The sequence below is a fragment of the Actinoallomurus vinaceus genome, assembly GCF_039542055.1.
Lineage (GTDB): Bacteria > Actinomycetota > Actinomycetes > Streptosporangiales > Streptosporangiaceae > Actinoallomurus > Actinoallomurus vinaceus.
Map to the genome: position 1 here is coordinate 767104 of NZ_BAABHK010000001.1, position 21498 is coordinate 788601.

At 69.5% G+C, this 21498-nt stretch carries 21 protein-coding genes; 19 read left to right on the plus strand and 2 right to left on the minus strand.

All coding sequences use genetic code 11. The features are described from left to right. Nucleotides 1–118: 118 nt before the first annotated feature. Both ABEA24_RS03380 and ABEA24_RS03385 read left to right on the plus strand, forming a co-directional pair. Nucleotides 119–1084 (plus strand): hypothetical protein, encoded by a 966-nt coding sequence (locus ABEA24_RS03380; protein ID WP_345429116.1) that lies wholly within the window; start codon nt 119–121, stop codon nt 1082–1084. Nucleotides 1085–1094: 10 nt separating this feature from the next. Continuing rightward, nucleotides 1095–1358 (plus strand): hypothetical protein, encoded by a 264-nt coding sequence (locus tag ABEA24_RS03385; RefSeq protein ID WP_345429117.1) that lies wholly within the window; start codon nt 1095–1097, stop codon nt 1356–1358. A gap of 31 nt (nt 1359–1389) precedes the next feature. Here the strand turns inward: ABEA24_RS03385 and ABEA24_RS03390 are convergent, their stop codons facing one another. Continuing rightward, complete coding sequence (locus ABEA24_RS03390; RefSeq protein ID WP_252840677.1) at nt 1390–1605, minus strand: BldC family transcriptional regulator; 216 nt, start codon at nt 1603–1605, stop codon at nt 1390–1392. Nucleotides 1606–1915: 310 nt separating this feature from the next. Here ABEA24_RS03390 and ABEA24_RS03395 point away from each other — a divergent pair, with 310 nt between their 5' ends. Together ABEA24_RS03395 and ABEA24_RS03400 are read left to right on the plus strand one after the other, a co-directional pair. Next, the gene (locus tag ABEA24_RS03395; RefSeq protein ID WP_345429118.1) at nt 1916–2917 is read left to right on the plus strand and encodes a threonine ammonia-lyase; all 1002 of its coding nucleotides are present in this window, start codon (nt 1916–1918) and stop codon (nt 2915–2917) included. A gap of 179 nt (nt 2918–3096) precedes the next feature. Continuing rightward, complete coding sequence (locus ABEA24_RS03400) at nt 3097–3447, plus strand: DUF4229 domain-containing protein (protein ID WP_345429119.1); 351 nt, start codon at nt 3097–3099, stop codon at nt 3445–3447. Nucleotides 3448–3598: 151 nt separating this feature from the next. Here ABEA24_RS03400 and ABEA24_RS03405 read toward each other — a convergent pair whose 3' ends face one another. Next, a complete protein-coding gene (locus ABEA24_RS03405; RefSeq protein WP_345429120.1) occupies nt 3599–4291 on the minus strand; it encodes a demethylmenaquinone methyltransferase in 693 nt (230 codons plus the stop codon). Between the two features lie 262 nt (nt 4292–4553). On the opposite strand from ABEA24_RS03405, the gene ABEA24_RS03410 reads away from it, so the two are divergent. The 15 genes from ABEA24_RS03410 (at nt 4554) to nuoN (ending at nt 21489) form a co-directional block, all read left to right on the plus strand. Next, nucleotides 4554–5834 carry a geranylgeranyl reductase family protein gene (locus ABEA24_RS03410; protein WP_345429121.1) on the plus strand — a complete coding sequence of 427 codons (1281 nt, stop codon included), beginning with the start codon at nt 4554–4556 and terminating at the stop codon, nt 5832–5834. Nucleotides 5835–5930: 96 nt separating this feature from the next. Beyond that, nucleotides 5931–6290, plus strand: a complete 360-nt coding sequence (locus ABEA24_RS03415; protein WP_345352310.1) for an NADH-quinone oxidoreductase subunit A — start codon at nt 5931–5933, stop codon at nt 6288–6290. 2 nt (nt 6291–6292) lie between these two features. Next, nucleotides 6293–6847 carry a NuoB/complex I 20 kDa subunit family protein gene (locus tag ABEA24_RS03420; RefSeq protein ID WP_345429122.1) on the plus strand — a complete coding sequence of 185 codons (555 nt, stop codon included), beginning with the start codon at nt 6293–6295 and terminating at the stop codon, nt 6845–6847. After that, complete coding sequence (locus ABEA24_RS03425) at nt 6844–7590, plus strand: NADH-quinone oxidoreductase subunit C (RefSeq protein WP_345429123.1); 747 nt, start codon at nt 6844–6846, stop codon at nt 7588–7590. The genes ABEA24_RS03420 and ABEA24_RS03425 overlap by 4 nt, the downstream gene beginning before the upstream one ends. Then, nucleotides 7587–8933: an NADH-quinone oxidoreductase subunit D gene (locus tag ABEA24_RS03430; RefSeq protein ID WP_345429124.1), complete on the plus strand. Its 1347-nt coding sequence runs from the start codon at nt 7587–7589 to the stop codon at nt 8931–8933. Before ABEA24_RS03425 ends, ABEA24_RS03430 begins: the two co-directional genes overlap by 4 nt. Next, nucleotides 8930–9598 carry an NADH-quinone oxidoreductase subunit NuoE gene (gene nuoE / locus ABEA24_RS03435; RefSeq protein ID WP_345429125.1) on the plus strand — a complete coding sequence of 223 codons (669 nt, stop codon included), beginning with the start codon at nt 8930–8932 and terminating at the stop codon, nt 9596–9598. Before ABEA24_RS03430 ends, nuoE begins: the two co-directional genes overlap by 4 nt. Then, nucleotides 9595–10893, plus strand: coding sequence for an NADH-quinone oxidoreductase subunit NuoF (gene nuoF / locus ABEA24_RS03440; protein ID WP_345429126.1), 1299 nt, complete (start codon nt 9595–9597; stop codon nt 10891–10893). Before nuoE ends, nuoF begins: the two co-directional genes overlap by 4 nt. Beyond that, nucleotides 10890–13331 carry an NADH-quinone oxidoreductase subunit G gene (locus ABEA24_RS03445; protein WP_345429127.1) on the plus strand — a complete coding sequence of 814 codons (2442 nt, stop codon included), beginning with the start codon at nt 10890–10892 and terminating at the stop codon, nt 13329–13331. Before nuoF ends, ABEA24_RS03445 begins: the two co-directional genes overlap by 4 nt. Then, nucleotides 13328–14674, plus strand: coding sequence for an NADH-quinone oxidoreductase subunit NuoH (gene nuoH, locus ABEA24_RS03450; RefSeq protein ID WP_345429128.1), 1347 nt, complete (start codon nt 13328–13330; stop codon nt 14672–14674). Before ABEA24_RS03445 ends, nuoH begins: the two co-directional genes overlap by 4 nt. Beyond that, nucleotides 14667–15194, plus strand: coding sequence for an NADH-quinone oxidoreductase subunit NuoI (gene nuoI / locus ABEA24_RS03455; RefSeq protein WP_345429129.1), 528 nt, complete (start codon nt 14667–14669; stop codon nt 15192–15194). Before nuoH ends, nuoI begins: the two co-directional genes overlap by 8 nt. Further along, nucleotides 15191–16021 (plus strand): NADH-quinone oxidoreductase subunit J, encoded by an 831-nt coding sequence (locus ABEA24_RS03460; RefSeq protein WP_345429130.1) that lies wholly within the window; start codon nt 15191–15193, stop codon nt 16019–16021. The genes nuoI and ABEA24_RS03460 overlap by 4 nt, the downstream gene beginning before the upstream one ends. After that, nucleotides 16018–16314 carry an NADH-quinone oxidoreductase subunit NuoK gene (nuoK, locus tag ABEA24_RS03465; RefSeq protein WP_345429131.1) on the plus strand — a complete coding sequence of 99 codons (297 nt, stop codon included), beginning with the start codon at nt 16018–16020 and terminating at the stop codon, nt 16312–16314. Before ABEA24_RS03460 ends, nuoK begins: the two co-directional genes overlap by 4 nt. Before the next feature lie 19 nt (nt 16315–16333). Further along, nucleotides 16334–18265 carry an NADH-quinone oxidoreductase subunit L gene (nuoL, locus tag ABEA24_RS03470; RefSeq protein WP_345429612.1) on the plus strand — a complete coding sequence of 644 codons (1932 nt, stop codon included), beginning with the start codon at nt 16334–16336 and terminating at the stop codon, nt 18263–18265. A 40-nt stretch (nt 18266–18305) separates the two neighbouring features. Next, entirely contained in the window at nt 18306–19841 is a 1536-nt protein-coding gene (locus tag ABEA24_RS03475) for an NADH-quinone oxidoreductase subunit M (protein ID WP_345429132.1), read from the plus strand. Between the two features lie 85 nt (nt 19842–19926). After that, entirely contained in the window at nt 19927–21489 is a 1563-nt protein-coding gene (gene nuoN, locus ABEA24_RS03480; RefSeq protein ID WP_345429133.1) for an NADH-quinone oxidoreductase subunit NuoN, read from the plus strand. Nucleotides 21490–21498 lie beyond the last annotated feature (9 nt).

Consider the following 21498-nt stretch of genomic DNA (forward strand, 5'->3'; position numbering starts at 1 on the left):
CTGAATGCCACCGTAGGGGTGGCCGCAACGGGCCGCAGCGGATCGTCGCCCGCATCGGGGATGACGCGTCCCTGGAGGCTGGCTTACGCTTCCGCCTAACCGAGCGAGGGGACGTGTCATGCGTTACCGGGTGAACCGTCGCCAGCAGCTCGACGCACCCGCCGACTCCCGGACCGGGCGCCATCGCCGGAGCAAGGACTCCGCGGGCGACGCCGATCGGTCCGCGCGGCCCGAACGGTCCGTCGCCCGGTCCCGCCGCCTGCAGCCGAGGGACGCGCTCGGCCGGTTCCGCAAGCTCCGCCCCGACGAGGAGCGGCAGATCGCCGAGCGGAGCGACCGGGCGGCGATCGAGCGGGTGGACACCCCGGTCCCCGAGCGACCGGACGAGCTCCGTTACACCTGGCGGGACATCGAGCTCGACGAGGAGCTGCCCCGCGCCGCGCCCCACCGACCGGACGCGCCCGACGTACGGGACGGACGACGGCACTGCGGGGCGCTGGAGGACGTCCTGTACCGCCAGTGGTTCCCCGACGGCGGTCCGGTGCCCTCGGACGTCGTCCGGGCCGTCGACAGCCTCGCAGAGCTGCCCGATCTGCTCAAGGACAAGCTGGCCGAAGGCCTCAACGGGATCTACGTCGGCTCCGGAGGCGTCCCGGACCTCGACGACATGGACTATCTCCGCGGCGAGCCGCTCCCGTCGGGCAAAGGAACCTGGGACATCTGCGCCGGAGCGTACGGCGATCGTACGATCGTGGTCGGTGACCGCCCGTCACCGACTCCGGACGTGATGCTGCATGAGATCGGTCACGCCCTCGATGACATCGACGGCACGACGACCGAAGACGGCGGCCGACAATGGCAGTCCGACACTCCGGAGTTCCGTGCGCTGTACGCCCAATGTCTTCCACACTTGGAGAGTGAGTTTCACCGGCAGGCGGAAGATCTCGGTCGCCACGAGTTCTTCGCGGACGCCTTCGCCGCGATCGCGTCGCGGCAACGGCCCGCGCTTGTCGACATGCTCGGCGGGGATACCCGGACGGCGCTCAATGTGATGCTTTTCTTCAACCGTAAATACGGGATTTAGGTGATCTGCGATGTACGTGATCAGGCTCCCCAGCGGTAACCTGCGGGTGCCCGCGAGCGTGCTGGCGCGCGGACGACAGTCACACGGCGGCTCGGGGAGCGTGATCGGACAGGCCTATGTGGAGATCGGCCCGGAGGATCCCGACTACCAGCGGCTTCTCGCCCAGTCGATCTCAGAAGAGGAGATGGCGGAAAAACGCCGCCGGTGGCGCGAGGACGATGAGGCGCTGCGCGCCGAATTCGAGGAGTTCAAGGCCCGACAGCCAGAGGAGTGACGGCGAGTCGCGGTCGCCGTCGGTCGCGCGTCTAGCGGCTCAGTTCGCTGCGTACGGAGGCCTCGACCGGCTCCTCGCCTCTCAGCAGGGCGTGCACCTCGGATTCCCGGAAACGGCGGTGCCCTCCCGGGGTCCGGATGCTGCTGATCCGGCCTGCCGCGGCCCAGCGCGTGACAGTTTTCGGGTCGACCCGGAACAGGGCGGCGACCTCACCCGGGGTCAGCAGGCGCTCGCTCGTACTCTCCACGTTTTCTCTCCCCCTTTGTCCCGCTCTCGTCGCGGGTGGACTGTTTCTCAGTCTGCCGTGTCAAGACCGATTTCTCCCTTGTTTTCGGAAAAGATCACGCTACGTAGTTTTGTGACATGCAGTAATGACTACACGTGACCGGTCAGTTGCGAGTTCGGCGTCGGGCGGTCGGTTCGCCACCCGGCAGACGGCTGGATGGCGCCGACCTCACGGTGAGATGACGGCAGCCCGACGGTGAGATGGCCACCACTTCTGGATCAGGCGGCGACCGGCGCGCGGCGACCCGCTCACTCCCCGTAGGGTGCTGGATATGCCCGATCTTGTGACTTTGGAGGAGATTGAGGACGCCGCCACGCGGCTGTCCGGCGTCGCCGTCCGCACCCCCTTGGTGCCGCTTCGCGGTAAGGCGCCCTCCGCTCCTCTCCTGCTGAAGGCCGAGTCGCTGCAGCCGGTCGGCTCCTTCAAGCTCCGCGGCGCGTACGCCGCGATCAGCGCACTGCCCGAAGAAGACCGGAAGAGCGGCGTCATCGCGCACTCCAGCGGCAACCACGCGCAGGCCGTCGCGTACGCCGCGAACGTCCTCGGCATCCCGGCCGTCCTCGTGATGCCGCACACGGTCCCCGCCGTGAAGGTCGACGCCTGCCGCCTGCTCGGTGCGGAGATCGTCTTCGTCGAGCCGACCATCGAGGCCCGCGTCGAGACGGCCGACCGGCTGGCCGCCGCCCACGGGTACGCGCTCATCCCGCCGTTCGACGACCCCCGGATCATCGCCGGGCAGGGCACGATCGGCCTGGAGATCCTCGACGAGGAACCCGAGGTCGACGCGGTCTTCGTGCCCATCAGCGGCGGCGGACTGATCTCCGGCATCGCCACGGCGATCAAGGCGAAGCGGCCGGACACCAAGGTCATCGGCGTGGAGCCGGAGCTGGCCGCCGACGCGAAGGCGTCCTTCCTGGCCGGCCGGCGGATCGGCTGGCCGGCCACCGAGACCGGTCGTACGATCGCCGATGCCCTGCGCGTCGAGCGCGTCGGCAAGCTGCCGTTCGAGCACCTGCGCGCGTACGTCGACGACATCATCACCGTCGGCGAGGACGAGATCCGGGCGGCGATGCGGCTGCTCGCCCGCCGCGCGGGCCTGGTCGCCGAGCCGGGCGGCGCGGTCGCGACCGCTGGGCACCTCGCGTCGACCGCCTCCCGCGGCCGCCACCACGCGGGCCGCCCCCAGCGTCACGTCGCCGTCGTCTCCGGCGCCAACGTCGACCCGAAGCTGTACGCCGAGATCCTCGCGGAGGAGCCGGCCGGGACCGAGTGACGTCCAGGGGTGTCCGGCGGACGAAGATGGACGCCCCCCTGGTCCGGGGCCCGGCGGTACGGAGTGGCGCGGGTCCGGGAGCCCGGCGGCTCGGGGCGAGCCTGTCCGGGAGCCCGGTGGCGCGGAGTAAGGCGGGCCCCGGACGGACCCGCGCAGGGGAGGGATAGTCTCAAAAGGTCATGCGTTCCGTATTCCTTTACACCCTCGCCCGGCTCGCGCTGTTCGGCGCGACCGCCGGAGTGCTGTTCCTCGCCGGGGCACGCGGCTTCCTGCTGCTCGCGCTGGCCGTGCTGATCAGCGGCATCGTCAGTTTCGTGCTGCTGTCCCGGCAGCGCGACGCGATCTCGAGCTCCGTGACCCGCCGCGCCGCCCGGATGCGGCAGAGCCTCGCCGAAGGCGCCGCCCGCGAGGACGTCGACGAGGAGGACACCGCCTCCTCTGCTCAGCAGCCGGGCCGCGCGGACGACGATCCGGAGCCGGTCGCCGGCAGCCGGAAGCCCGCGCCGAACGGCCCGGACGCCGCGTCTTAGCCGCGACGGCGCCGTCGTGCTCCGGCCGTCTTGGTGACGCCACGAGGCTCAAGCGCGCGAAACGACGACGCCGTCCGGGCCACGTATCAGGTGGCCCGGAGGACGGCGCCCCTGCCGTGAACCGGGGTCGCCTGGTCCGCGGCGGGGCTTCTCAGCGGACGGCGTGGTGGAGGGCGACGGCGCCGAAGGTGAGGTTGCGCCAGCGCACCGAGGTCCAGCCGGCCTCCTGCATCAGCCGGGCGAACGCCGCCTGGTCGTGCCAGGCCGCCGTCGACTCCGCCAGGTAGTGGTAGGAGTCCGGGTTCGAACTGACCTTGGCCATCAGCGGCAGGCCGACCTTCAGATGCAGGCCGTGCATGGTCCGTATCACCGGGTTCGGCGGCCTGCTGACCTCACAGACGACCAGCCGCCCGCCCGGCCTCGTCACCCGGCGCAGCTCCGCGAGCGCCTGAACGGTGTCGTTGACGTTACGGATCCCGAACGAGATGGTCACGGCGTCGAACGACGAATCCGCGAACGGCAGCCGCAGCGCGTCCCCGGCGACGAACCGCACGCCCGTCGAGCCGTTCCGGCGCATGCCCTCCTGCAGCATGCCGAGGGAGAAGTCGCAGGCGACGGTGTGCGCGCCCGCCTGCGCGAACGGCACCGTGGAGGTGCCGGTGCCGGCCGCCAGGTCAAGGACGGTCTCGCCGGCCCGTACGTCCAGGGCCTTGACGACCTCACGGCGCCACAGCCGGTCCAGGCCGCCGGTCATCAGGTCGTTGAGCAGGTCGTAGCGCGCGGCGGTGCGGTCGAACATCGCCGCAACCTCGGCCGGTCGCTTGTCCAGGGATGCGCGCGTCATGAACGGTAAGCGTACGCAAGCCCTCGGTTAACGCCGCATGCGGGATCGCGCGTACGATCGGGCCGCGCGCGTGGTTCCCAAGCAACGTCACGCAAGGTTTACACTCACGGTGTAAGCCGCTTGTGAAGTGCTTCACAAAAGAACAAGAGAGCCAGACGCACCCCGGGTCGCACCCGGCTCCAGGCAGCCCCGTACGATCCGTCGCGGCATCGCCCCCGCACCCGGGGCGGCACAACCGAAACCGTGCACCCGAAGGATTCTCGTGACCGAGCCAGTGTCCGTACCGCAGCAGGACTCCGCGACCGAGGCCGACGTCATCGTCGTCGGCGCCGGCCCGGCGGGTTCGACGACGGCCTACCACCTGGCGCAGACGGGCCTGAACGTCCTCCTGCTGGAGAAGACGACGTTCCCGCGCGAGAAGGTGTGCGGTGACGGCCTGACCCCGCGCGCGGTCAAGCAGCTGATCAAGATGGGCGTCGACATCGACGCGCCCGGCTGGATCCGGAACAAGGGCCTGCGGATCATCGGTGGCGGCACCCGCCTCGAACTGCCCTGGCCCGACCTGGCGAGCTATCCCGACTTCGGGCTGGTCCGCACGCGGATGGACTTCGACCAGATCCTCGCCGAGCGCGCCGTCGCCGCCGGGGTCAAGCTCCGCATGAACACCAACGTCACCGGCCCGGTCCTCGACGACCGTACGGGCCGGATCACCGGCGTCGTCGCCAAGACCGACGACGGCGAGGTCACCTTCAAGGCGCCGCTCGTCGTCGCCGCGGACGGCAACTCCACGCGCCTGTCGCTCGCCATGGGCCTGCGCAAGCGCGACGACCGGCCGATCGGCGTGGCGGTCCGGCGCTACTACACGAGCCCGCGCCACGAGGACGACTACCTCGAGTCCTGGCTGGAGCTGTGGGACGGTGACCGGCTGCTGCCCGGCTACGGCTGGATCTTCGGTGTCGGCGACGGCACCTCCAACGTCGGCCTCGGCCTGCTCAACACGAGCGAGGCGTTCAAGAACGTCGACTACCGCGCCCTGCTGAAGAGCTGGCTCGCCGGGATGCCGGAGGAGTGGGGCTACCAGGAGGACAACGCCACCGGCCCGGTGCGCGGTGCGGCCCTGCCGATGGGCTTCAACCGGACGCCGCACTACACGCGGGGTCTCCTGCTGGTCGGCGACGCCGGCGGCATGGTCAACCCGTTCAACGGGGAGGGCATCGCGTACGCGATGGAGTCCGGGGAGATGGCCGCCGAGATCATCGCCCAGGCACTGGGCCGGCCCACCGCCGCGCAGCGCGAGCGTGCCCTGCACGACTACCCGCGCGTGCTGAAGGAGGCCTATGGCGGCTACTACACGGTCGGGCGGATCTTCGTGAAGGCGATCGGTGATCCGCGCCTCATGAAGTTCGCGACACGCCACGGCCTGCCGCACCCGACCCTGATGCGGTTCACGCTGAAGCTGCTCGCCAACCTGACGGATCCGCGGGGCGGCGACTCGATGGACCGGATCATCAACGCGATGTCGAAGCTGGCACCGGCGGCGTGAGACCCCGAGAGAAGAAGTGATGATCGCCTTGCCTAGGATTTTCACAGCGCCGGAGGCGTGTTCGAAGGCACTCACCGAGAGGGGGGTGTAGGGATCTTGAACCTCTACGTTCCTATTGTCGTACTGGGCGCGCTCGCGCTGCTGTTCGCGGTCGGCTCGGTGGTCATGGGGTCCTTCACCGGACCCAAGCGCTGGAACCGCGCCCGGCTCGAGGCATACGAATGCGGTATCGAACCGACACCGCAGCCGGTCGGCGGCGGCCGCTTCCCGGTGAAGTACTACCTGACGGCGATGCTGTTCATCGTCTTCGACATTGAGATCATCTTCCTGTACCCCTGGGCGGTCGCCTTCGACCACATGGGGCTGTTCGGTCTCGTCGAAATGGTGCTCTTCATCGTCACCGTCCTCATCGCGTACGCCTATGTGTGGCGTCGCGGTGGTCTGGAGTGGGACTGACAATGGGTCTTGAAGAGAAACTCCCCGCCGGTGTCCTGCTGACCACGGTCGAGCAGGTCATCGGGCTGGCGCGCAAGAGTTCGGTGTGGCCGGCGACGTTCGGCCTCGCCTGTTGCGCCATCGAGATGATGGCGACGGGCGACCCGCGCCACGACTTCTCCCGATGGGGCATGGAGCGCGCCTCGGGCTCGCCGCGGCAGGCCGACCTGATGATCGTCGCCGGCCGGGTGAGCCAGAAGATGGCCCCCGTGCTCCGGCAGATCTACGACCAGATGGCCTCGCCGAAGTGGGTCATCGCGATGGGCGTGTGCGCCTCCTCCGGCGGCATGTTCAATAACTACGCGATCGTGCAGGGCGTCGACCACATCGTCCCGGTCGACATCTACCTGCCCGGCTGCCCGCCGCGGCCGGAGATGCTCCTCGACGCGATCCTCAAGCTGCACGACAAGATCCAGAACACCAAGATGGGCGTGCACCGCAAGCGGGAGATCGAGGAGCTCGAGAAGGCCAAGCTCCGGCAGCTGCCCCTCCTGGACCAGCCCGAGGTGGTGTTGTGACCTCCCAGCATCCTGAGCAGCAGGCCGAGCAGGCCGCCGATCAGCTGCCCGCGCACGCCGAGGAGGAGCGCCGGGACCAGCCGATCGCCCGCACGGGCATGTTCGGCGCGAAGACCACCGGCGACACCTCCGGGTACGGCAAGCTCGTCATCCGGCAGTCGCCGAAGGTCTCCAGCCCGCGCCCGTACGGCGGTCCGCGCACGACCGGCGCCGAGGGCGAGTTCGACGAGATCGCGAACGAGCTCGAGCGGGCCTACCCCGAGTTCGGCGAGGCGATCGAGCGGGTCGTCGTGGACCGGGGCGAGCTGACGCTCGTCATCCGCCGCGAGCACCTGGCGCAGGTCGCCCAGGTCCTCCGGGACGACCCGAAGCTGCGCTTCGAGCTGTGCACCGGCGTCTCCGGCGTGCATTACCCGGCCGACACCGGCGCCGAGCTGCACGCGGTCTACCCGCTGCTGTCGATGACCCACAACCGGCGCGTCCGGCTGGAGGTCACCTGCCCCGACGCGGACCCGCACGTCCCGTCGCTCGTCGCGGTCTACCCGACCAACGACTGGCACGAGCGCGAGACGTACGACTTCTTCGGGATCGTCTTCGACGGCCACCCGGCGCTGACGCGGATCATGATGCCGGACGACTGGCAGGGCCACCCGCAGCGCAAGGACTACCCCCTCGGCGGCATCCCCGTCGAGTACCGCGGGGCGAAGGTGCCCCCGCCCGACGAGAGGAGGTCGTACGTATGACCGCCACCGATTACGACGCCTACGGCACGGGCGAGGCGACCGAGGGCACCGTCTACAACGTGGGCGGCCAGGACTGGGACCAGATCGTCGACGCCGCGGCGTCCGGCGACGAGGACCGCATGGTCGTCAACATGGGTCCGCAGCACCCGTCGACGCACGGCGTGCTCCGGCTCATCCTGACGCTCGACGGCGAGACGGTCGACGAGGCCCGGCTGGGCATCGGCTACCTCCACACCGGCATCGAGAAGAACATGGAGTACCGGACGTGGACCCAGGGGACCACGTTCTGCACCCGCATGGACTACCTCGCGCCGCTGTTCAACGAGGCGTCGTACTGCCTCGCGGTGGAGAAGCTGCTCGGCGTCACCGATGACATCCCGGAGCGGGCGCAGGTCATCCGGGTGATGATGATGGAGGTCAACCGGATCTCCTCGCACCTGGTCGCGATCGCGACGTTCGGCCTGGAGCTCGGTGCGACCACCGTCATGCTCAACGGGTTCATCGAGCGCGAGTACGCCCTCGACATCTTCGAGATGGTCGCGGGCCTGCGGATGAACATGGCCTACATCCGGCCGGGCGGCGTCGCGCAGGACCTCCCGCCGGGTGCGATCGACAAGATCGGTGACTTCGTCAAGCGGGAGAAGCAGCGGCTCAAGCAGCTGCGCAAGCTCCTCGACGCGAACCCGGTGTTCGTGGCGCGGACGAAGGACATCGCCTACCTCGACCTGACCGGCTGCATGGCGCTGGGCGTCACCGGCCCGGTCCTGCGCGCCGCGGGCCTGCCGTGGGACCTGCGCAAGACCCAGCCGTACTGCGGCTACGAGACGTACGAGTTCGACGTGCCGACGGTGCAGACCTGCGACGTGTACGGCCGCTACCTCGTCCGCATGGCGGAGATGGAAGAGTCCTTGAAGATCATCGAGCAGTGCCTCGACCGGCTGAGCTCCGGCTCCGCCAAGTCGGGCCCGGTGATGATCGAGGACAAGAAGATCGGCTGGCCGGCGCAGCTCGCGCTGGGGCCCGACGGCATGGGCAACTCGCCGAACCACATCGCGCACATCATGGGCCAGTCCATGGAGGCCCTCATCCACCACTTCAAGCTGGTGACCGAGGGATTCCGCGTGCCGGCCGGCCAGGTGTACGCCGCGGTGGAGTCGCCGCGCGGCGAGCTCGGCTGTCACGCGGTCAGCGACGGCGGCACCCGCCCGTTCCGGGTGCACTTCCGCGACCCGTCGTTCACCAACCTGCAGGCGGCCCCGGCGATGTCCGAGGGCGGCCAGGTCGCCGACATCATCGCCGCGGTGGCCAGCATCGACCCGGTCATGGGGGGAGTCGACCGATGAGCTTCGAGCCAGACGTGCTGGAGCGGCTCGAACGGGACGCGAAAGAGATCATCGCCCGCTATCCGAAGCCGCGGTCGGCGCTGCTGCCGATGCTGCACCTGGTGCAGTCCGAGGCCGGGTACGTCAGCGAGGACGGCATCCAGTTCTGCGCCGACACGCTGGGCATCACGCCCGCGCAGGTCACCGGCGTCGCGACGTTCTACACCCAGTACAAGCGCGAGCCGGTCGGCGAGTACCACGTCGGCGTCTGCATCAACACGCTGTGCGCGGTCATGGGCGGCGACCAGATCTGGGAGGAGCTGTCCGAGCACGTCGGCGTCGGCCACGACGAGGCGACCGAGGACGGCAAGGTCAGCCTTGAGCGCATCGAGTGCAACGCGGCCTGCGACTTCGCCCCCGTGGTGATGGTCAACTGGGAGTTCTTCGACGACATGACGCCGGAGAAGGCCAAGCAGCTCGTCGACGACCTGCGCGCCGGCAAGGCGGTCGCGCCGACCCGCGGGCCGGGCTCGGTGTGCAGCTGGAAGCAGGCGTCGCGCGTGCTCGCGGGCTTCAACGACGGCCGCGCCGGAGAGGGCGTGCAGGCCGGTCCGGAGTCGCTGGTCGGCCTCGAGCTGGCCAAGCGCGAGGGCTGGACCGCTCCTGCGCCCGAGGAGACCAAATGACGACCCTTACCCCCATCCTCACCAAGACGTGGGACCAGGCCGACTCGTTCACCCTGCGCGGGTACGAGAACGCCGGCGGGTACCAGGCGTTCCGCACGGCCCTGGGCATGAACCCGGACGACCTCATCCAGGCGGTGAAGGACTCCGGCCTGCGCGGCCGTGGCGGCGCGGGCTTCCCGACCGGCCTGAAGTGGGGCTTCATCCCGCAGGGCGACGGCAAGCCGCACTACCTCGTCGTCAACGCGGACGAGTCCGAGCCGGGCACGTGCAAGGACATCCCGCTGATGATGGCCAACCCGCACGTGCTGATCGAGGGCATCATCATCAGCTCGTTCGCGATCCGCGCGAACCACGCGTTCATCTACGTGCGCGGTGAGGTCCTGCACGTCATCCGCCGCCTGCAGCAGGCGGTCGCGGACGCGTACGAGGCGGGCTACCTCGGCAAGAACATCCTCGGCACCGGCTTCGACCTGGAGCTCGTGGTCCACAGCGGCGCCGGCGCGTACATCTGCGGCGAGGAGACGGCGCTGCTCGACTCCCTCGAGGGGTTCCGCGGCCAACCCCGGCTCAAGCCTCCCTTCCCGGCGGTGGCCGGCCTGTACGGCGGCCCCACCGTGATCAACAACGTCGAGTCGATCGCCAGCGTTCCCGGCATCGTCGCGAACGGGGCCGACTGGTTCGCCGCGATGGGCACCGAGAAGTCCAAGGGCTTCGGCATCTTCAGCCTCTCCGGCCACGTGACCCGGCCGGGCCAGTACGAGGCGCCGCTGGGCATCACGCTCCGCGAGCTGCTCGACATGGCGGGCGGCATCCGGAACGGCCACCGGCTGAAGTTCTGGACGCCGGGCGGCTCCTCCACGCCGCTCTTCACCGACGAGCACCTCGACGTGCCGCTGGACTTCGAGTCCGTCGGCGCGGCGGGCTCCATGCTCGGCACTCGGGCGCTGCAGCTCTTCGACGAGACGACCTGCGTCGTACGGGCGGTGCTGCGCTGGAGCGAGTTCTACGCGCACGAGTCGTGCGGTAAGTGCACGCCGTGCCGCGAGGGCACCTACTGGTACAAGCAGATGCTCAAGCGCCTGGAGAAGGGCGAGGGCAGCGAGAAGGACCTCGACACCCTCCTCGACCTGTCGGACAACATCCTCGGCCGGTCGTTCTGCGCGCTCGGCGACGGCGCGACCAGCCCGGTGACCTCGTCCATCCAGTACTTCCGCGACGAGTACATCCAGCACTTCGAACAGGGCGGCTGTCCCTTCGACCGCGCCGCCTCGACCGCGTGGGCAGGTGCCAAGTGACCGTTACCGACAGCACCGGGGTCGAGAAGCGCGAGGACCTGATCACCGTCACGATCGACGGCTTCGAGGTCAGCGTTCCGAAGGGCACGCTGATCATCCGGGCCGCCGAGCTGCTCGGCATCCAGATCCCGCGGTTCTGCGACCACCCGCTGCTCGACCCCGTCGGCGCCTGCCGCCAGTGCCTGGTGGAGATCCCGGACGCCGGCAACGGGCGGCCGATGCCCAAGCCGCAGGCGTCCTGCACCACCACGGTCATGCCGGGCATGGTGATCCAGACCCAGCTCACCTCGCCGGTGGCGGACAAGGCCCAGCACGGCGTGATGGAGCTGCTGCTCATCAACCACCCGCTGGACTGCCCGATCTGCGACAAGGGCGGCGAGTGCCCGCTGCAGAACCAGGCGATGTCCAACGGCCGCGGCGAGTCGCGGTTCGTCGAGACGAAGCGGACGTTCCCGAAGCCGGTCGCGCTCTCCACCGAGGTACTGCTGGACCGCGAGCGGTGCATCCAGTGCGCCCGCTGCACCCGGTTCTCCGACCAGATCGCCGGCGACGCGTTCATCGACCTGTTCGAGCGCGGCGCCAAGGAGCAGGTCGGCACGGCCACCGACGAGCCGTTCCAGTCGTACTTCTCCGGCAACACGGTGCAGATCTGCCCGGTCGGCGCACTGACCGGCGCGGCGTACCGCTTCCGCTCCCGGCCGTTCGACCTGGTGTCGACGCCGAGCGTCTGCGAGCACTGCGCCTCCGGCTGCGCCCAGCGCACCGACCACCGGCGCGGCAAGGTGACGCGCCGGCTGGCCGGTGACGACCCGCAGGTCAACGAGGAGTGGAACTGCGACAAGGGCCGGTGGGCGTTCACGTACGCCACCCAGGCCGACCGCCTGACCCACCCGCTGATCCGTAACGAGGACGGCGTGCTGGAGCCGGCGTCCTGGCCGGAGGCGCTGAGCGTCGCCGCCGAGGGCCTGGGCCGCGCCCGCGGCAAGGCGGGCGTGCTGACCGGCGGCCGCGTCACGCTCGAGGACGCCTACGCGTACAGCAAGTTCGCCCGGATCGCGCTCGGCACGAACGACATCGACTTCCGCGCCCGCGCGCACTCGGGCGAGGAGGCGGAGTTCCTCGCCGCGACCGTCGCCGGTCGGCCGATCACGGTGTCCTACGCGGATCTGGAGAAGGCCCCCGCGGTGCTGCTCGCCGGCTTCGAGCCGGAGGAGGAGTCGCCGATCGTCTTCCTGCGGCTCCGCAAGGCGGCCCGCAAGCACGGCCTCAAGGTCTACTCCGTCGCCCCCTACGCCACCCGCAGCCTGGGCAAGATGTCCGGCACACTGCTGAAGACGGCCCCGGGCGCCGAGGCCGAGACGCTCGGCGACCTGATCACCGGCACCAGCCTGGACGACGCGGGCAAGGCCGCGGCCGAGCTCCTCAAGGCCGAGGGCGCGATCGTGCTCATCGGCGAGCGGCTCGCCACGGTGCCCGGCGCGCTGTCGGCCGCCGGCCGCCTGGCCACGGCCACCGGCGCCCGCCTCGCGTGGATCCCGCGCCGGGCCGGTGAGCGCGGCGCCGTCGAGGCGGGCGCGCTGCCGACCCTGCTGCCGATCGGCCGCCCGGTCACCGACGCCTCGGCGCGCGCCGAGGTCGCCCGCGCCTGGACCGTGAGCGGCCTGCCGGAGACGCCGGGCCGCGACACCGAGGGCATCCTCGCCGCCGCGCGGGACGGGAAGATCGACGCGCTGCTCGTCGGCGGCGTCGACCCGTACGACCTGCCAGACCCGGTCGCCGCGCTGGAGGCGCTGGAGAACACCCCGTTCATCGTCAGCCTCGAGCAGCGGGTCAGCGCGGTCACCGACCGCGCGGACGTGGTGCTGCCGGTCGCGACGGTGACGCAGAAGGCCGGGACGTTCGTCAACTGGGAGGGCCGCGGCCGCCAGTTCGACGTCGTGCTGAAGACTCCCGGCGTGATGTCGGACCTGAAGGTGCTGGCCGCCATCGCCGACCAGCTCGACGTCCACCTGGGCCTGCCGGACTCGGCGGCGGCCCGCCGCGAGCTCGCCGCGCTCGGCGCGTTCCGCGGCGACCGGCCGAGCCTGCCGAGCGTGCCCGCCGCCGTTCCCGCCGACCCGGGCAAGGGCGAGGCGCTGCTGGCGACCTGGCGGATGCTGCTCGACGCGGGCCGGATGCAGGACGGCGAGCCGTACCTCGCGGGCACCGCGAAGGCGGCGGTCGCCCGCCTGAGCGCGGCGACGGCCGAGGAGATCGCAGTGGACGGGAAGGTCACCGTGGCCACGGCGCACGGCGAGATCACCCTTCCGCTGGAGATCGTCGACATGCCGGATCGCGTGGTCTGGCTGCCTGAGAACTCCCCGGGCTGCGCGGTCCACCGGGACCTGGGCGTTTCGGCCGGGGCGGTCGTGAAGATCCAGAACGGGAGCGTCGCATGAACGCCACCCACGTCCTCGCCGAGGGCGCCACGCTGAACAGCTTCGGCCACGACCCGTGGTGGCTGATCGGCGCCAAGGCACTGGTGATCTTCGTGTTCCTGCTGCTGACGGTGCTGATCACCGTCTGGGCGGAGCGCCGGATCATCGGCCGGATGCAGCTGCGGCCCGGCCCGAACCGCGCCGGCCCCTTCGGCATCCTGCAGGCGCTGTTCGACGGCATCAAGGGCGCGCTGAAGGAAGACATCGTCCCGCGCGGCGTGGACAAGGTGGTGTTCTTCCTCGCGCCGATCCTCGCCGCCGCGCCCGCGATGGTGTCGTTCTCGATCATCCCGTGGGGCGGGGTCGTCTCGATCGGCGGGCACAAGACGCCGCTGCAGCTGGCCGACCTGCCGGTCGCGGTGCTGCTGCCGCTGGCGATGGCCTCGATCGGCGTGTACGGCTTCGTGCTCGCCGGCTGGTCGTCGATGTCGCCGTACGCCCTGCTCGGCGGTCTGCGCTCCAGCGCTCAGGTGATCTCGTACGAGATCGCGATGGGCCTGTCGTTCGTGGCGGTGTTCCTGTTCGCCGGGACGCTGTCCACCTCGGAGATCGTCGCGGCGCAGGCGCACGGCAGCGCCTTCAAGGTCGCCGGGATGACGTTCCACACGCCGTCCTGGTACGCGATCCTGCTGCTGCCGTCGTTCGTGATCTACATCTTCACGATGATGGGGGAGTCCGGCCGTATCCCGTTCGACCTGCCCGAGGGCGAGGGCGAGCTGGTCGCCGGCTACCACACCGAGTACTCGTCGCTGAAGTTCATGATGTTCTACCTCGCCGAGTACGTGAACATGACGACGCTCTCGGCGCTGTGCGTGACGCTGTTCCTCGGCGGCTACCGCGCCCCGTGGCCGATCACCTGGTTCTGGTCCGGCGCCAACGCCGGCTGGTGGCCGATCCTGTGGTTCCTCATCAAGATCTGGATGTTCACCTTCTTCTTCATCTGGCTGCGCGCCGCCCTGCCGCGGGTCCGCTACGACCAGCTGATGAAGCTCGGCTGGAAGGTCCTCATCCCGGTCTCGCTCGGCTGGATCCTCTTCGTGTCGGCGGTGCGTGCCCTGCGCAACGAGAGGCACGACGTCGTGCCGATCATGCTGATCGCCGCCGTGGTCGCCCTGCTCCTGCTGCTCGGCTCGTTCGTCTGGGAGCGGACGTCGGCGGGCGAGGCGGTGCCGGAGGAGGCCGAGGCCGGGGCCGATGGCGACCCGATGGCGGGCGGGTTCCCGGTGCCGCCGCTCGACGCGCCGCACTACCACGGCGTCGGCAACGCCCGTGCGTCCAACTCTGCGGAGGCCACCCGTGCTTGATTTCCTGAACCCGATCAAGGGGTTCGGCGTCGCTTTCCACCAGATGCTCAGCAAGACCGAGGTGGTGGAGTACCCCGAGGTCAAGAAGCCGACGGCGCCACGCTTCCACGGCCGTCACCAGCTGAACCGCTGGCCCGACGGCCTGGAGAAGTGCGTCGGCTGCGAGCTGTGCGCGTGGGCCTGTCCGGCGGACGCGATCTACGTCGAGGGCGCGGACAACACCGAGGAGGAGCGGTTCTCCCCGGGTGAGCGCTACGGCCGCGTCTACCAGATCAACTACCTGCGGTGCATCCTCTGCGGGCTGTGCATCGAGGCGTGCCCGACGCGGGCGCTCACGATGACCAACGAGTACGAGCTCGCCGACGACAGCCGCGAGAGCCTCATCTACACCAAGGAGATGCTGCTCGCGCCGCTGATCGAGGGCATGGAGGCTCCGCCGCACGAGATGCGTCTCGGCGAGACCGAGGAGGACTACTACCTCCTCGGCGCCAAGAGCGAATCCAAGGACGGTGCCAAATGACCGGGGTAGTCGCCGCGGGCGCGCACCAGACCGGCGAGAGCGCGATCTTCTGGATCCTCGCGATCGTCTCGGTCGGGGCGGCCCTCGGCATGATCCTCACGCGTAAGGCCGTGCACGCTGCGCTGATGCTGGCCGCGGTGATGTTCTCGCTCGCGGTGCTGTACGCCGTTAACGAGGCGCCGTTCCTGGCGCTCGTGCAGGTGATCGTCTACACCGGCGCGGTGCTGATGCTCTTCCTGTTCGTCGTCATGATCATCGGTGTCAGCTCGACCGAATCCCTGGTCGAGACGATCAGGGGGCAGCGCGTCGCCGCCGCCATCGTGGGCATCGGCTTCGCGGTCCTGCTGTTCGTCGGGTTCGGCCACGCGACGCTGCCGAAGTCGGCCGGTCTGAAGGACGCCAACGCCAACGGCGGCAACGTCATGGGCCTGGCGCGGCTGATCTTCACCAAGTACGTCTTCGCGTTCGAGGTGACCAGCGCCCTGCTGATCACAGCGGCGCTGGGCGCGATGGTGCTGGCGCACCGCGAGCGGCTCCGCCCGAAGCCGACGCAGAAGCAGCTGTCGATGGCGCGGATCAAGAGCGACCGCGTCTCGCCGCTGCCGCCGCCCGGCACGTACGCCCGCCACAACGCCGTCGACATGCCGGCCCTGCTGCCGGACGGCAGCATCTCCGAGCTGTCGGTCAGCCCGGTCATCGCCCGGCGCCGTACCGGCGAGCACGAGGACCTTCACGGCACCACGCCCGAGGCCGCCGTCGAGCGCGAGACCAGGACGGTCAAGGCCGTGATCGAGAAGCCGGTCGAGGTCGAGGAGGAGGAACAGTGACGAGCCACTATCTGGTTCTGTCCGCCATCCTGTTCACGATCGGCGGGATCGGCGTGCTCATCCGCCGCAACGCCATCGTGGTCTTCATGTGCGTCGAGCTCATGCTCAACGCCACCAACCTGGCGTTCGTGAGCTTCGCCCGCATGCACGGCAGCCTCGACGGGCAGATCATCGCGTTCTTCGTGATGGTCGTCGCCGCGGCCGAGGTCGTCGTCGGACTGGCGATCATCATGACGATCTTCCGGAGCAGGAAGTCCTCGTCGGTCGACGACGCCAACCTGCTGAAGTACTGAGGACATCTCGATGACCACGATGAACGCTGTTCTTGCCGCCGCGGGGCCGGAACTCCACCCCCAGGCGGCCGAGGGCGTCCAGTCCGCCGCCTGGCTGCTGATCGCCCTGCCGCTGGCCGGCGCGGCGATCCTGCTGCTGAGCGGGCGCCGCACCGACAAGTGGGGCCACCTGCTGGGCACCGCGATGTCCCTCGGGGCCTTCGTCGTCGGTGTCCTCACGTTCGTGCAGATGCTGGGCCAGTCGGCCGAGGGGCGCAGCCGGTTCGTGCACCTCTTCGAGTACATCCCGGCCGGGTCCCTGAAGATCAATATGAACCTGCTGATCGACCCGTTGTCGATCAGCTTCGTGCTGTTGATCACAGGCGTCGGCTCGCTGATCCACATCTACTCGATCGGCTACATGAGCCACGACCCGGACCGGCGGCGGTTCTTCGCCTACCTGAACCTGTTCGTGGCGGCGATGCTGCTGCTCGTGCTCGCCGACAACTACGTGGGCCTGTACATCGGCTGGGAGGGCGTCGGTCTCGCCTCGTACCTGCTGATCGGGTTCTGGCAGCACAAGCCGAGCGCGGCCACCGCGGCCAAGAAGGCGTTCATCGTCAACCGGGTCGGCGACTTCGGCCTGTCCGTCGCGGTCATGGTGATGTTCGCGACGTTCGGCTCGGTGAGCTTCCAGGACGTCTTCGGGCACGCCTCGGAGGCGTCGCAGGGCACCATCACCGCGATCGGCCTGCTGCTCCTGCTCGGCGCCTGCGGTAAGTCCGCGCAGCTGCCGCTGCAGTCCTGGCTTCTGGACGCCATGGAGGGCCCGACCCCGGTGTCGGCGCTCATCCACGCGGCGACCATGGTCACCGCGGGCGTCTACCTGATCGTCCGCTCGCACGTCATCTTCGAGCTGTCGCCGGACGCGCGGCTGCTCGTCACGATCGTCGGCGTCGCCACGCTCCTCGCCGGTGCGCTCATCGGTTGCGCCAAGGACGACATCAAGAAGGCCCTCGCCGGCTCGACGATGTCGCAGATCGGCTACATGGTGCTGGCCGCCGGCCTCGGCCGCCCCGGCTACGTCTTCGCGATCGCGCACCTCATCGCGCACGGCTTCTTCAAGGCCGGCCTGTTCCTCGGCGCCGGCTCGGTCATGCACGCGATGAACGACGACGTCGACATGCGCAAGTACGGCGGGCTGCGGAAGGTCATGCCGATCACGTTCGCGACGTTCGGCCTCGGCTACCTCGCCATCATCGGCTTCCCGGGCCTGTCCGGCTGGTGGACCAAGGACGGCATCATCGACGCCGCCTTCGAGAAGGGCGGCACGTCCGGTCAGATCCTCGGCTGGCTCGCGCTGCTCGGCGCCGGCATCACCGCGTACTACATGTCACGCGTGATGTTCATGACGTTCTTCGGCGAGAAGCGCTGGGACGAGGACGTGCACCCGCACGAGTCGCCGAAGGTCATGACGATCCCGCTGATCCTCCTGGCCATCGGCTCGATCGCGGGCGGTGCCTTCCTCATCGCCGGCGACCGGTTCGCGAAGTTCCTCGCACCGGTCGTGGGCGAGCCGGAGGGGGCGCACAAGCTGGTGACGCCGTACACGATCATCGTGTTCGCGCTCATGGTGGTCGGCATCGGCATCGCGTACCTGCAGTACCTGCGACGTCCGGTCCCGCGCACCGCCCCGGCGGGCAACCCCGCGGTCACCTTCGCCCGGAAGGACCTGTACGGCGACGCGCTCAACGAGTCGCTGTTCATGCGGCCCGGCCAGTGGCTGACCCGCCTCACCGTCTACTTCGACAACCGCGGCGTCGACGGCCTCGTCAACGGCCTCGCCGCGTTCATCGGAGGGACGTCCGGGAGGGTGCGGCGCGTGCAGACGGGCTTCGTCCGCTCGTACGCACTGTCCATGTTCATCGGCGCTGCCCTCGTGGTCGGTGCCCTTTTCCTGGTGAGGATCTAGTGGTCGCCACGACTTCCCTGCCGCACCGGAAGGTCGCCTCATGCTGACTGCCCTCATCGCGATACCCGCCATCGGGGCGCTGCTGGTCGCGCTGCTGCCGAAGGACAGCGACGAGCTGGCCAAGCGCGCCGCGCTCGTCGTCACGCTGATCGTCGCGGTGCTCGGCATCGTGATGGCGGCCGGTTTCAAGACGGACGGCGCGCGGTTCCAGTTCGTCGAGAAGTACTGGTGGATCAAGCAGTTCGGCGTGCACTACGCGGTCGGCGTCGACGGCGTCGCGCTCGTGCTGATCCTGCTGTCCGTGATCCTGGTGCCGCTCGTCGTGCTGGCCTCCTGGACCGACGCGGGCCGCTCCGGCGGCGTCGACACCCCGCCGAAGCGGTCGGTGAAGACCTACTTCGCGCTGCTGCTCGCGCTCGAGGCGATGATGATCGGCGTCTTCGCGGCGACCGACATCTTCCTCTTCTACGTCTTCTTCGAGGCGATGCTGATCCCGGTGTACTTCATCATCGGGTCCTACGGCGGGCCGCAGCGCTCGTACGCCGCGGTGAAGTTCCTGCTGTACTCGCTGTTCGGCGGTCTGCTGATGCTCGCCGCCGTCATCGGCCTGTACGTCGTGTCGGCCAACGCCGGCCACGGCACGTTCCTGTTCGACGAGCTGCGCACGCTGCACATCGCGCCGACCACCGCCAAGTGGCTGTTCCTCGGCTTCTTCATCGCCTTCGCGATCAAGGCGCCGCTGGTGCCGTTCCACACCTGGCTGCCGGACACCGCGGGCCAGGCGCCCGCCGGCGCCGCCGTGCTGATCGTCGGCGTGCTCGACAAGGTCGGCACCTTCGGGATGCTGCGGTTCTGCCTTGAACTGTTCCCGGGCGCGGCCAAGTGGTTCACGCCGGTCGTGCTGACGCTGTCGGTGGTCGGCATCGTGTACGGCGCGGTCCTCGCGATCGGCCAGGTCGACATCAAGCGTCTGATCGCCTACACGTCGATCTCCCACTTCGGCTTCATCACGCTGGGCATCTTCGCGATGACCACACAGGGCCAGAGCGGCGCGACGCTGTACATGGTCAACCACGGGTTCTCGACCGGCGCGCTGTTCCTGCTCGCCGGGTTCATGATCTCCCGTCGCGGGTCGGCGCGGATCGACGCGTACGGCGGCGTGCAGAAGGTCGCGCCGCTGCTGGCCGGGACCTTCCTCGTCGCGGGCCTGTCAGGCCTGTCGCTGCCGGGTCTGTCGAGCTTCGTCTCGGAGTTCCTGGTCCTGGTCGGCACGTTCACCCGCTACAAGGTGCCCGCGGTCATCGCGACGGTCGGCATCATCCTGGCCGCCGTCTACATCCTGTGGATGTACCAGCGGACCATGAACGGCCCGACCGCCGAGGCGGTCAAGGGCATGAGGGACCTGTCCAAGCGCGAGCTGATCGTCGTCGCGCCGATCATCGCGATCATCGTCGCGCTCGGCTTCTACCCGAAGCCGGTGCTGGACGTCATCAACCCGTCGGTGAAGCAGACCCTGGTCCAGGTCCACCAGCAGGACCCGAAGCCGACGATCGCCGAGAAGGGAAGCCACCAGTGACCCGGAGCGAGTCCGCCGCAGCGAGCGGAGTCGTCGGTCGAGGGACGAGGCCGGCGGCGGAGCGAGTGAGAAGGGCGAGCGACCAGTGAACACGGCTGTAATCGCGGCGGGAGATATCCCGGCGCCCCATCTCGAGTACGGGCGGCTCGCCCCGATCCTGATCGTGCTCGGGGCGGCGGCCGTCGGCGTGCTCGTCGAGGCCCTCGCGCCCCGCGCCCAGCGGTACGGGCTGCAGGTGCTGGTCTCGGCGGTCGGCCTGGTCGCGGCGTTCGCCTGGACGATCGCGCTCGGCCTCGGTGACCAGCCGCACCACGTCGCGGCGATGGGCGCGATCGGCGTCGATGGGCCGACCCTGTTCATCCAGGGCACGATCCTCGTCCTCGCCATCATGTCGATGCTGCTGATCGCCGAGCGGACGCACGAGGCCAGCCCGTTCACGGCCCAGGCCTCCACGGTGCCCGGCAGCCCCGAGGAGCGCGAGAGCCTCGTCGCGGGCCTCGTGCAGACCGAGGTCTTCCCGCTGGTGCTGTTCGCCGTCGGCGGCATGCTGATCTTCCCGGCGTCGAACGACCTGCTGACGATGTTCGTGGCCCTGGAGGTCATGTCGCTGCCGCTGTACCTGCTGTGTGGCCTGGCGCGGCGCCGCCGCCTGCTGTCGCAGGAGGCCGCGGTCAAGTACTTCCTGCTGGGCGCGTTCTCGTCGGCGTTCTTCCTCTACGGCACCGCGCTGCTGTACGGCTTCGCCGGCTCGGTGCGGCTGTCGGACATCTCCGCGGCGATCAGCAAGCAGAGCGGCACCGAGCCGCTGCTGCTCGCGGGCGTCGCGCTGCTCTCGGTCGGCCTGCTGTTCAAGGTCGGCGCCGCGCCGTTCCAGGCGTGGAAGCCGGACGTGTACCAGGGCGCCCCGACGGCGATCACCGCGCTGATGGCGTCCTGCACCGTGGTCGCCGCAGTCGGCGCGGTCCTGCGGGTGTTCTACGTCGGCCTGGAGACGCTGCGCTGGGACTGGCGTCCGATGATGTGGGCCGTCGCGATCCTCACCATGCTGGTCGGCGCGGTCGTCGCGATCACGCAGACCGACGTGAAGCGGATGCTCGCCTACTCCTCGATCGCGCACGGCGGCTTCCTGCTGACGGGCGTGATCGCGACCAACAAGGCGGGCCTGTCCAGCACGCTGTTCTACCTGGCCGCGTACGGCTTCACCACCGTGGGCGCCTTCGCCGTCATCACGATGGTCCGGGACGCCGGTGGCGAGGCCGGGCACCTGTCCCGCTGGGCGGGGCTGGGCAAGACCCAGCCGCTCGTCGCGGGGACGTTCGCGTTCTTCCTGCTCGCGTTCGCCGGTATCCCGCTGACCAGCGGGTTCACCGGTAAGTTCGCGGTGTTCCAGGCCGCGGTCGCCGGCGGCGCGCTGCCGCTCGTGATCGTCGGTGTGGTGTCCTCCTCGATCGCCGCGTTCTTCTACGTTCGGGTGATCGTGCTGATGTTCTTCAGCGACCCGGCGCCGGACGGGCCGACCGTGGCGTTCAGCCCGACGACCGCGGCTGCTGTCGGAGTTGGGGCGTTCGTTACCCTGGTCCTCGGTGTGATTCCCGCCCCTGCGCTCCACCTGGCGCAGTCGGCGGCAAACCAGCTGTTCGTTCGCTGACCCCTGGGG

What these genes read in the sequence shown, in the direction of transcription:
- ABEA24_RS03400 (WP_345429119.1), top strand. Translation starts at nt 3,097, where the DNA reads ATGCGTTCCGTATTCCTTTACACCCTCGCCCGGCTCGCGCTGTTCGGC.
- ABEA24_RS03385 (WP_345429117.1), top strand. Translation starts at nt 1,095, where the DNA reads ATGTACGTGATCAGGCTCCCCAGCGGTAACCTGCGGGTGCCCGCGAGC.
- nuoE (WP_345429125.1), top strand. Translation starts at nt 8,930, where the DNA reads ATGAGCTTCGAGCCAGACGTGCTGGAGCGGCTCGAACGGGACGCGAAA.
- ABEA24_RS03405 (WP_345429120.1), bottom strand. Translation starts at nt 4,291, where the DNA reads ATGACGCGCGCATCCCTGGACAAGCGACCGGCCGAGGTTGCGGCGATG.
- ABEA24_RS03380 (WP_345429116.1), top strand. Translation starts at nt 119, where the DNA reads ATGCGTTACCGGGTGAACCGTCGCCAGCAGCTCGACGCACCCGCCGAC.
- ABEA24_RS03430 (WP_345429124.1), top strand. Translation starts at nt 7,587, where the DNA reads ATGACCGCCACCGATTACGACGCCTACGGCACGGGCGAGGCGACCGAG.
- ABEA24_RS03475 (WP_345429132.1), top strand. Translation starts at nt 18,306, where the DNA reads ATGCTGACTGCCCTCATCGCGATACCCGCCATCGGGGCGCTGCTGGTC.
- nuoL (WP_345429612.1), top strand. Translation starts at nt 16,334, where the DNA reads ATGAACGCTGTTCTTGCCGCCGCGGGGCCGGAACTCCACCCCCAGGCG.
- ABEA24_RS03420 (WP_345429122.1), top strand. Translation starts at nt 6,293, where the DNA reads ATGGGTCTTGAAGAGAAACTCCCCGCCGGTGTCCTGCTGACCACGGTC.
- ABEA24_RS03395 (WP_345429118.1), top strand. Translation starts at nt 1,916, where the DNA reads ATGCCCGATCTTGTGACTTTGGAGGAGATTGAGGACGCCGCCACGCGG.
- ABEA24_RS03460 (WP_345429130.1), top strand. Translation starts at nt 15,191, where the DNA reads ATGACCGGGGTAGTCGCCGCGGGCGCGCACCAGACCGGCGAGAGCGCG.
- nuoF (WP_345429126.1), top strand. Translation starts at nt 9,595, where the DNA reads ATGACGACCCTTACCCCCATCCTCACCAAGACGTGGGACCAGGCCGAC.
- nuoH (WP_345429128.1), top strand. Translation starts at nt 13,328, where the DNA reads ATGAACGCCACCCACGTCCTCGCCGAGGGCGCCACGCTGAACAGCTTC.